The following is a 10,237-nucleotide window of genomic DNA, read 5'->3' as shown; positions in this document are numbered from 1 at the left end:
TATCGTCCCGGCTCGAAAAAGTGCTAAATGTCAATTCTGGTCTAACAGAGCCTATCCTTTAGAGAAGTATAGGCTCGGGATATCGTGTTCTTGCTCAAGTGGTAGTGATCCTCAATCCATTTGCTTCTAGCGCAAAAGCCCATGGGCCGTTTGTTTTTGGAAGGTTTTCCAAACTTCCATACGAGGCCGAGGATGAGACGCTCGGCGGCAACGGTGGTGACGCAGCACGCCCACTCGGGCACTGAAATAAAAATAGCTTTATCCATTTTCTCTATAATCTTTCGTTGCTCGGTAACATCATCGTTGAATATGTCGGAAATTGACGGTAGCTCGCTCATGTTTACCACCTAGTCAAGGTGGGCGGTACGACCTTCAAGCTGCTTGAAAAGCTCATAAAACGAGCTTTCAAACATGTAATTCGAGCGATGGATTTGGATGAGCTTGCCGGACTCGCGCATGAATTTGCGTGCGGTGTTTTCGCTCCAGCCAGTGAGTTCGCGGATATCGTTAACGCGGAGCAACCGATCGCACTGAGCGGCACCAGTGGGGAAAGTCGGTGTGGACGCCTGAGTGCTAATCTTTGGAGTAGCCATGATGAGCTATCCTTTCAATGAGGGCCCTCCCTGTGCTTGTAAGACTTACCAGGTTCATAAGCACTTGGGGGGCCGGTTTCTATGACTACATGCGTAGCCATCTGACAGCTTTAGCATGTATTAAAACTCATTAGTTGTCAATCAAATATAGCATCTACCTGCGGAAACGGTATTATAGTACCGTAATATTATGAATAAAACGATGAATGAAAAACATGCTATTTCTCGCTTCTCTGTATATAGGCGTTGATGAAGTCTTCGTAGCCTTTAACTGCTTTTATTTCTGATTGTTGAACGAGGCTTGTATACGTTTTGAGCGTGATATTGGGGTCCGCGTGGCCAAGAATACCTTGCACGCTTCTAACGTCCGATCCGTTCGCCAGCATAAAAGTGCTTACGCAATGCCTGAGCTGATGCGGGCAGATGCCCTTATATAGTTTTCCGCCAGTCGAATTATTCGGCTCATAGATTCCAAGATTGCAGCTAACTGCGAAATCGCGAAACCAATGGTTGAAGATGTAGTTCTTCATGTGACAGACAGTAGGGACCCCTTGCTCGACAGCAATATCGCTAATGATGGGAGTGCTGCCAGTCTGGGACAGCCCCAGAGAGGCCAGGAGCTCTTTTTGTATGGCTGACCATGATTGAAGACGTTCGGCCAGGGTTTCTCCAACGGGGATTTTGCGTTGGCTTTCTTGTGACTTGGGTGCCCTCAGTTCATGATCGTTGGTGTACTGCCTGTCAATTTTCAAGGTTTTATTGGCAGGGTCCCAATCGCGCCATTCGAGGCCCAGCATCTCGCCTTTTCGCATACCCGTATACACTAGTACTAGCGTACCAACAGCTTCGGCGGTGAGCTCAATGTGTTGAAGATGTGTGCATAGGGTAGCTACTTGCTCGATTGTCAGTGATTCTCTTTTGTTGCGTGGTCTGCGAACATGAACGGTAGCGCAGGGGTTTCGGTCAATTATTCTCTTTGCGACTGCATTCGACAGAATCTGGCGCAGTTTCGCATTGATTCGTACAAGCTCAGATGGTTTGTATTTTCCCGTACGACGAGCTTCGGCATATGTTTCTTCGATTAGATCGGGAGTTAGCCCCTCAATTGTCTGAAACGCGCCGAATAGGTCTTCGATATGCCTGCAATCGTACGCTTCTCTTTCATAGCTCGTTGGCGCAAGCTCGGTGTCCCTATTTTCATGAAAGGCCCAGCAGTAGGACGCAAGCAAAGTGGGCTTTTTAGTTTTAGTGATCGTGCCAGAGGAGTTGATTTCAGCCAGCTTGGCCTGCATTGCAGCCTTAGCTTCTGTTTTAGTCTTGCAACGAACCGTATAAGTTGGGGATCGTTTGTAACGCCCTGTCTTAGGGTCCTTGACCCCAAGGGAAAAATAATAGCGATAGGTGTTAGGTGATCTCTTGTCTTTCCAACACGTGCCTCTTCCGCTAATTAGTGGCTGTTCTGACATCTTTGCACTCCGTTTCTTTGAATAGTTTTCAACAATTCATTGAGTGCAGTTTAGCTAAAGCTGTTAGTAATATGTTTGTAAAAGCGTAGGCGCAGCTACCGGAGGTAAAAGACACAAACTGCTATGTTTATCTGCGGTTATATGGTGTTCAATGATGCTTGATGAATAGTAGGGGGTAGTATTAAATCATATCTCCTAAAGCGGGTGTCGACGGTTCGAATCCGCCCGGGGGCACCAGAGATTTGTCGAGCCCGGTACCACCACGGTGCCGGGCTCTTCTGGTTCATGCCATGTCAAAAACGAAGCGCCCGCTTGCTGGGGGAGCAAGCGGGCGCCTGTGAGCGAATATGTTTGCGGCGAGAGCCGTAATGAGCGGTTGGGTTGCGACTAGTTGGTCGTACCGGAATCGTCGCCCGTGCTCGTGCCTGAACCCGAACCCGAGCCAGAAAGTGCAACCGTCAGCGTAATCGTGCTGTCGGTAGACTGCTTGCCGGTGGGGGAGACGCCCGTAACGGTGGCGTTTTCGTTGCCGCTCACGGGGTTACCGTTCTGATCGCAGAATGCGATGTTGTAGAACCCGGCGTTGTTGAGCGCGGTGACGGCGGCGGAGATGCTCTTGCCGTACAGGTTGCCCGGAACGCTGGCTTTGCCGGACTTCTTGGCAATGACGACGGTAATCGTGGCGCCAGGCTTCTGCTTGCCGCTGGGGTTCCAGCTAATCACGGTGCCCTCGGTAACCGAGTCGTTCTCCTGGTAGCTCACGTCGACGCCAAAGCCTGCCATATCGAGGGCGTTGCGCGCCTGGGCCTCGGTCATGTCGGTCAGGTCGGGGACGGACGTGGTATCCGGGCCGCTCGAGACCTTGTACGAGATGGTCGTGCCCTTCTCGACTTCCTTACCGGCTTCGGTGCCCTGCTCAAAGACCTGGCCCTCATCGGCCTCGTTGGCCTCCTCGGAGGCGTTGCCCTTCAGGCCAACGCTTGCCAGCGCGGCTTCTGCCTGGTCCTTGGTCAGGCCGACCAGCCGGGGAACCTCGACCTTCTCGGAGGGCTTGGGGCCCTTGGAGATTACCAGGTTCACCTTGGTGCCCTTGGCCTTCTTGGTGTTGCCGTTGGGCGTCTGCTCGGCGACCTTGCCCTCGTCGACATCGTCGTTGTAGCTTTGGTCGATGGTGCCGACCTCGAGGCCGGCTTCCTTGATCTGCTCGACGGCAGTCTGCTGGTCCTTGCCTAGCACATCGGGCACGGTGACCTGCTCGCCGCCAAAGAGTCCTGTGGCAAAGGCCACCACGATACCGATGACGGCAACGGCTGCCACCACGGCGGCGATGATCTTGTTCTTGTTGGATTTGGGCTTTTCGACCTCGTAGGAGCCGGTGGAGCCCGAAACCGAGCTACGGGCGGTATTCTGGCCGCTCACGCCCGAGACGGGACGCACCATGGCGCGCGTCTGATCGGAAAGCTCGCGAGTCTTGGTGGCGCCCAGCTCACCGGGGGCACCGATGATGCGCGTGGGCTCCGAGATGTTGACGGCACGGCCCGACAGGTAGCTGTTGAGCACCTGACGCAGCTCGTCGGCGGTCTGGAAGCGGTTTGCCGGGTCCTTCTCCATGCACTTGAGGATGATGCGCTCAAGGTCGGCGTCGACACCGGAGTTGATCTGGCTCGGCGGAATAGGCAGCTCGTTGACCTGCTTGAGTGCGACCGAGATAGCGTCGTCACCGTCAAAGGGAACGCGGCCGGTGGCGCACTCGTACATCACGACGCCCAGCGAGTAGATATCCGAGGTGGGGCCGAGGTCCTGACCACGGGTCTGCTCGGGACTGACGTAGTGGGCGGTTCCCAGCACGTTGTTGTCTTGCGTGAGGTGGCTGTTCTTGGCGCGCGCGATGCCAAAGTCCATCACCTTGATGTTGCCGTCGGGCAGCACCATGATGTTCTGCGGCTTGATGTCGCGGTGGATGATCTCGTGCTTGTGGGCGACCGAAAGCGCGGAGCTGATCTGCGAGCCGATCTGGGCGACCTTCTTGGGGTCGAGGGCGCCGTGGCTCTTGATGCCGCTCTTAAGGTCGGTGCCGCGCAGGTACTCCATGACGATGTAATAGGTGTCGCCGTCCTTGCCCCAATCGTAGACGCCCACGATATAGGGGGAGGAGAGACCGGCTGCTGCCTGGGCCTCCTGCTTAAAGCGTGCGGCGAAGGTTGCGTCGCCAGCATACTGCGGCAGCATGATCTTGACGGCTACCGTGCGGTCGAGGACCTGGTCCTGCGCACGGTAGACGGTCGCCATACCGCCTGTCCCCACCTTATCCTTGAGGAGGTATCTTCCCCCGAGGACCCTCTGTTCCATTCCTGCTCCTAACATAACTATTCGCTCAACGATGTGTGTAGTACCTACGATGTGGCCGCTGGGGCCGTGTGGCGCGTTGCCGCTAACTCTTCGGCCGCGGCGCGCCTCGGGTGTCCGATTCGATCATGGGCATCACGCTCCCTGTGCGGCGAGCGCCGCGGTCAGGACGATGCCGGCAATCTTGGCCGCCTTGACGTCGTGTTTGTCGTAATCCTCCAAGGCCACCGAGATGGCGACCGTGGGTGAATCGTAAGGTGCAAAGCCAACGAACATCGAGTTGACGTTGGTGCCGCCGATCTCGGCCGAGCCGGTCTTGCCGGCGACCTTGACGCCGGGGACCTGGGCATCGGTGCCGGTACCGGACTGGACGACGGCGAGCATGGCCTGCTTGACCTGGTCGGCCGTGGCGGAGCTGACGGCCTGACCCAGCGAGCGGGACTGCGTGGTCTTGACCACAGTTCCGTCCGGGGCGAGTACCTGGGCTACAAAGTACGGGTCCATGACCACGCCACTGTTAGCGATGGCGGCGGCAATCACGGCGTTTTGCATGACGGTGGTCTGCGGCCCGGGCGTGTGGTCCATGCCGACAGGCTGGCCGGCGCCGGCCCAGGCGGTCTCCCACTCGGTCATGAGCGACGGGTCGGCCATGATGGAGGCCGCGGAGGTCAGGTCTTGGCCGAGCTTTTGGCCGTAGCCAAAGGCGTTGGCAAACTGCACGAGCGTGTTTGCGCCAACTTCGTTTGCCACCTGGCCAAAGACGACGTTGGAAGACACGGCAAAGGCCTGCTGCAGGCTGATGGTGCCGTAGCTCTCGTTGGCATAGTTGGTGACCGGCGCGTTGCCGATGTCCATGGAGCTGGGCGCCTGGTAGGTGCTGGTAAGGCTGGCGGTGCCGGTCTCGAGTGCCGCGGAAAGCGTAACGACCTTAAACGTGGAGCCCGGCGTGTACAGCGCGTCCATGGCGCGATTGTACATGGAGCCGTCCTCGCCGCCGCCCGCCTGCAGCAGGGCGTCGATGTTGGTGTTGTCATAGGTGGGCGAGCTGGCGCATGCGAGCACCGCACCGGTACGCGGGTCGATGACCACTACAGCGCCCTTAAAGCCCTTGAGCGCCTGCTCGGCCGCCGTCTGGATACGCGAGTCGATGGTGAGCTTGGCGGTGTTGCCCGGCTGGGTCTGGCCCGCGAGCGAAGCGATGGCGTTGTTCCAGCTGGAGTAATCCTTAGAGCCGGTGAGCGTGTCGTTCATGACACTCTCGATGGCGGTGGTGCCATACTGCTGGCTCACGTAGCCAACCACGTGCGCTGCCAGGTTGCCGTTGGGGTAGGAGCGTACGTAGGTGCCGTCCTCCTGCTGCAGCGACTCGGCCAGCGTCACGCCGTCGGACGTGATGATGGAACCGCGCTGGATGTACTTGGAGCGGGCGATAGTGTGGTTGTTGGTCGGCATATCCTGATAGTCCTTGGCCTTGATGACCTGGACATAGGTGAGGTTGCCGATAAGGATGGCGAACAGCGCCGTAAAGGCGAGCACCGCACGGGTTAGACGGTTGGCGAGCGCAACGCGGCCGAGCACACCGGATTCAGGCGTGTCGAGCAGGCGACGGCGCATGCGCGAGCCGACGGAATGGCTGCCGCTGCCGTAGGAAGACGAGGTGGCAAAGCGCGTGCCCGTCGGGGCGGCGGCAGATGCGACCTGATCATCGGTGATGGCGGCCATAGTGCCGGTGCCGGTAAGCTCGGCCTCGCGTCCGGTCGCTTCGTCACCGGCGCGCAGCAGGAGCGCGACGATGATAAAGCTTGCCAGCAGCGAGGAACCGCCCTGGCTCATAAAGGGTAGGGTGACGCCGGTCAGCGGGATCAGGCGGGTAACGCCGCCCACGATTAAAAAGGCCTGGAAGCTGATGGCGGCCGTAAGGCCCGTGGCGCTAAAGGCGGCGAGGTCGGATTTAGCGCGGGCAGCCGTGGTGAGGCCACGCACGGCAAAGAGCATAAACAGGATGAGCACGGCGCCGCCGCCCAAAAGGCCCATCTCCTCGCCGATAGCCGAGAAGATAAAGTCGGACTCGACGACGGGGATGTTGTTGGCCATGCCGTTGCCGATGCCAACACCGACCAGGCCGCCATCGGCAAGCGAGAAGAGCGACTGGACGATCTGGTAGCCCTGGCCCTGGGCGTCCTTAAACGGATCGACCCAAACCTGGAAACGCACCTGAACGTGAGACAGGAACTTGTAGGCGCCCACAGCTCCAACGGCTAAGAGCGCAAGGCCGATGATGACGTACGAAAAGCGCCCCGTGGCAACGTAGAGCATCAGCAAGAAGATGGTGTAGAACAGCACGGCCGAACCCAGGTCGCGTTCGAAGACGACGACGAGCAGGCACACACCCCACACGGCAAACAGCGGCAGTAGCAGTCGCAGGCGAGGGATCTTAAAGCCCAGGATCTTGCGGTTGGAGATGGAGAGCAGCTCGCGGTTCTCGGCCAGGTACCCGGCCAGGAACAGCACGATAAAGACCTTGGCGAACTCGCCAGGCTGGATGGTAAAGCCCGCGATGCGGATCCACAGCTTGGAGCCCGAGATCGTGGTGCCGATAAAGATGGGCAGCATCAGCAGGATGATGCCGATGATGCCAAAGGTGTACTTGTAGCGCATGACCACGTCGAGGTTTTTGACCAGTGCGAGCGTTCCCACCATCAGGGCCACCGAGACAAACAGGATGATGAGCTGTGAGATCGCGAGAGCGGGGGCGAGGCGTGTCACGAACGTGATACCGATGCCCGAAAGTATAAATACGATGGGTAGGATGGCGGGGTCGGCGCCGGGCGCCAAGATGCGCACGGCGATATGTGCCGCGGCGAAGGCGGCAAAGAGGCCGATCGGCACGGCGAGCGTCTCAAAGGAGATGGCGGCGCCCGCGGTGAGCACGTACATCGCATACAGCAGGATGACGGGGAACGCCGAGGCGATGAGCAAGAGCAGCTCGGTGTTGCGGCGACTCATAAGCGGCACTCCCTTTCTAGTTCTTTTCGGAGGCTTCGGCCTCGGCGGACTGTTCGGCGGTTTTCTCGGAATCTGATTCGGAGGTCGATCCCTGATTGGTGTTGTCGCGAATCGTTTGCGCGTCAATCACCTGGCGGGTCTGCTCCTCGTCGATCTGGTGGCGGTACTTGGATATCGTGTCCTGCGCATCGTCGACACTTGTTTGCGGAATGCCCGCCTTGAGGCGGTTTTGCGTGTCTTCGGGCAGGTCGGACAGCTTAATACTGGTTTCGCTTTCGAGCCAGTGGAGCTTGAGTCCGAGTGGCTTGCCGGGCAGGCCGCGCCAGACGGCGACATTGCCCTGGTAGGTACCCAGGTAGTACGAGCCGGTGACACCCGTGTAGGCCCAGATGGAAGCCGCCAGCACCAAGACGAGACCTAAGACGACGCCGATGGTGACGTTGCGGCGACGCACGCGTTGCGCCTCGCGCATAACGCCATCGTCAACCAGGTCAACGACTACTACGGTCACGTTGTCGTGGCCGCCGGCGGCAAGCGCCGCGTCCACTAGGTTGTCGACGCAGATTTGCGCGGTTGAGGACTGCGTGGCGATGTTCTCGATATCGCTATCGGGAATCATGCTCGAAAGGCCGTCGGAGCACAGGATCAGACGGTCGCCTTCCTCGATATGCAGAGTGAAGTGGTCGGCATACATAGCGGGGTCCGAGCCCAGCGCGCGGGTGATGACCGAACGGTTGGGGTGGACGCGAGCCTCATCTGCCGTGATCTCGCCGGCGTCCACGAGCTCCTCCACGTAGGAGTGGTCGCGGGTCACGCGGATGAGCGTGCCCTCGTGGAGCAGGTAGGCGCGAGAGTCACCCACGTGGGCGATGGCGAGCGTGTCGTTTTCGATATAGGCGCAAGTGGCTGTGCAACCCATGCCAGGCTTGCCCAGGCCATTCAGGGCAGCCTCGATTACGGCGGCGTTGGCGGCCTCGACGGCTGCCGCCAGGCGTGCGGCGTCGGCAGACTGAGGAGCTGTCTTGGCGATGGTCTCGACAGCGATAGAAGAGGCCACCTCGCCGGCAGCGTGACCACCCATGCCGTCGCATACGCAAAAGAGCGGCGACTGCACCAGGTAGGAATCCTCATTGTGCGGGCGCACGCAGCCAACGTCGGAGCGGGCGCCCCACATGAGTTGCGTGGTGGTGCCGGCATCATAGGTCGAGTCGGTCTCGATGCGCTCCTCGGTTAGGGGTTCAAAGCTCATGGTCGAGCCGGGGTCTTTGAGCTTGGCCTCAACGGCGGCAACGTCGATTTCGGCTGTGTCACCGGGAGAGATGGTGTCGGTCTCGGCGTTTGATTCGGAATCGCCGGTGTCCGGGGAGTCGGGCTCCTCGGACACGCGGGCGGTCGACTCGTCGTCTTGCTGGCTGACGTCTATAGGCTTGGGCGCCGGCGTAGACGCGGGCGCAACCTCGGATGCCGGGGCTATGGGAAACGCCGGCGCGGCGGGCTCGGGTGCCGCAAACACCGCAGCACTCTCGTTGATTGCCGCGGCGACGGGCTCTGCAAAGTGAGCCGGCGCCGGGGTTGCTTCGGGCGCTGTGGGCTGTTCCGCAGCATGTGCGCCGATGGGCGCCGCTACGGCATCCTCTTCGTCTTCGTTATCGGCGAGATCCGAAATATCATGCGTTACATGCGAAAGAGGCAGGGAGAACACGGTGTCCTCGGGCTCCACGGGCGCGGAGCCCGCCGGAGCGGCGTGGGCCGGCGCAGCTGTGGCGGCGGCCGGTGCCTCGGTCATAGTTGCGGACTTGTTCTCCTCGTCGATCATCGACGGTTCACCTTCATGACCACGTCGCCAATCTGGACTTCGTCGCCCTCACGCAGCGTCGCGGGCTCCACGAGCTGGCGGCCGTTGACGAGCGTGCCGTTAAGCGAGTTGAGGTCCTCGATGATGAGCGCCGGGCCCTGCAGCGAAAAGCGCGCATGCGAGGCCGAGACGAACGGTTCGTTGATGCAGATGTCCGAAGACGGAGAGCGACCGACGATGACGGGGCCGAGCATGTCTACGTGGATGCCGCGGATACCGCGCGGGCCCTTGTCCACATCGATCGTCCAGATAGCCGAGTCGCGGCGCTGCCCGCGCACGAGTCCCACGCCGGTCTTCATGACGGCGAACAGGAAGATATAGAGCAGGGCGACCAAGACGATGCGGCCTGCAAAAAGGACGATATCGATGTTCATAAGCGACTATCCCCTAAATTCAAAGGTACTCAGGCCAAACGTCAGCAGATCGCCGTTGCGCAGCGGGCAGCGCGTAATGCGGCGGTTGTTGACGAGCGTGCCGTTGGTGGAATTGAGGTCCTCGATCGACCAATCCGAGCCCGTAAAGGTGAGCTGGGCGTGGCGGCGCGACACGTTGGGGTCGCGCAGGGCAATGTCGGAAACTGAGCGCTCGCGACCGATGGTCACCTGTGCGGAGGTGATGCTATGGCTCTCGCCGCTCACGACGTCGACGAGCTGGGCGAGCGGGCGCTGCGGGGCGCGAGTGCTCGCCATGTTGGAGGCGATGCCGGCTGCGGCGCCTAGGCCCACGGCGGCACCGGTCGCGGCGGCTCCGCCCATGCCGGCAAGCGCGTCGCGCGAGATGGTCTGCGGCACCGGGATGGGTGCGGCGGCGGGGTCGGGGACGCTAGGCGCGAAGGGGTCTGCCACGGCAAGCGGGTCGGGAGCGGCGGTGCGAGGCGTCGGCTGCTGCTGGGGCATGGCAGCGGGGCGCTGCTGCTGCGGGGCAGCAAACTGCTGCTGGCCGGCGCGCGGGGCGCTGGCGGCACGGCTTTT

General features: G+C 60.1%; 8 protein-coding genes. All 8 read right to left on the bottom strand.

Features of this window, described 5'->3' with window-relative positions; genetic code table 11:
• Positions 1-41 precede the first annotated feature (41 nt).
• Entirely contained in the window at positions 42-338 is a 297-nt protein-coding gene (locus tag DW754_RS08235; protein WP_117759852.1) for a hypothetical protein, read from the bottom strand.
• 9 nt (positions 339-347) lie between these two features.
• The gene (locus tag DW754_RS08230) at positions 348-593 is read right to left on the bottom strand and encodes a hypothetical protein (RefSeq protein WP_117640700.1); all 246 of its coding nucleotides are present in this window, start codon (positions 591-593) and stop codon (positions 348-350) included.
• 218 nt (positions 594-811) lie between these two features.
• Positions 812-2,059 carry a tyrosine-type recombinase/integrase gene (locus DW754_RS08225; protein ID WP_117640701.1) on the bottom strand — a complete coding sequence of 416 codons (1,248 nt, stop codon included), beginning with the start codon at positions 2,057-2,059 and terminating at the stop codon, positions 812-814.
• 387 nt (positions 2,060-2,446) lie between these two features.
• A complete protein-coding gene (gene pknB, locus DW754_RS08220) occupies positions 2,447-4,408 on the bottom strand; it encodes a Stk1 family PASTA domain-containing Ser/Thr kinase (protein WP_117759854.1) in 1,962 nt (653 codons plus the stop codon).
• A gap of 132 nt (positions 4,409-4,540) precedes the next feature.
• A complete protein-coding gene (locus DW754_RS08215; RefSeq protein WP_117759856.1) occupies positions 4,541-7,411 on the bottom strand; it encodes an FtsW/RodA/SpoVE family cell cycle protein in 2,871 nt (956 codons plus the stop codon).
• 16 nt (positions 7,412-7,427) lie between these two features.
• Entirely contained in the window at positions 7,428-9,227 is a 1,800-nt protein-coding gene (locus tag DW754_RS08210) for a Stp1/IreP family PP2C-type Ser/Thr phosphatase (protein WP_117759858.1), read from the bottom strand.
• Entirely contained in the window at positions 9,224-9,640 is a 417-nt protein-coding gene (locus tag DW754_RS08205) for an FHA domain-containing protein (RefSeq protein WP_006235180.1), read from the bottom strand. Before DW754_RS08205 ends, DW754_RS08210 begins: the two co-directional genes overlap by 4 nt.
• 6 nt (positions 9,641-9,646) lie before the next feature.
• Positions 9,647-10,237: FHA domain-containing protein (locus DW754_RS11185; protein ID WP_233540192.1), on the bottom strand; the 591-nt coding region annotated here is incomplete at its 5' end.

Source organism: Collinsella sp. AM29-10AC (genome assembly GCF_003469085.1).
Classification (GTDB): domain Bacteria; phylum Actinomycetota; class Coriobacteriia; order Coriobacteriales; family Coriobacteriaceae; genus Collinsella.
The sequence above is the reverse complement of the archived record's forward strand: the minus strand, read 5'-3'. Positions and strand labels throughout refer to the sequence as shown.

What these genes read in the sequence shown, in the direction of transcription:
- DW754_RS08235 (WP_117759852.1), bottom strand. Translation starts at nt 338, where the DNA reads ATGAGCGAGCTACCGTCAATTTCCGACATATTCAACGATGATGTTACC.
- DW754_RS08230 (WP_117640700.1), bottom strand. Translation starts at nt 593, where the DNA reads ATGGCTACTCCAAAGATTAGCACTCAGGCGTCCACACCGACTTTCCCC.
- DW754_RS08225 (WP_117640701.1), bottom strand. Translation starts at nt 2,059, where the DNA reads ATGTCAGAACAGCCACTAATTAGCGGAAGAGGCACGTGTTGGAAAGAC.
- pknB (WP_117759854.1), bottom strand. Translation starts at nt 4,408, where the DNA reads ATGGAACAGAGGGTCCTCGGGGGAAGATACCTCCTCAAGGATAAGGTG.
- DW754_RS08215 (WP_117759856.1), bottom strand. Translation starts at nt 7,411, where the DNA reads ATGAGTCGCCGCAACACCGAGCTGCTCTTGCTCATCGCCTCGGCGTTC.
- DW754_RS08210 (WP_117759858.1), bottom strand. Translation starts at nt 9,227, where the DNA reads ATGATCGACGAGGAGAACAAGTCCGCAACTATGACCGAGGCACCGGCC.
- DW754_RS08205 (WP_006235180.1), bottom strand. Translation starts at nt 9,640, where the DNA reads ATGAACATCGATATCGTCCTTTTTGCAGGCCGCATCGTCTTGGTCGCC.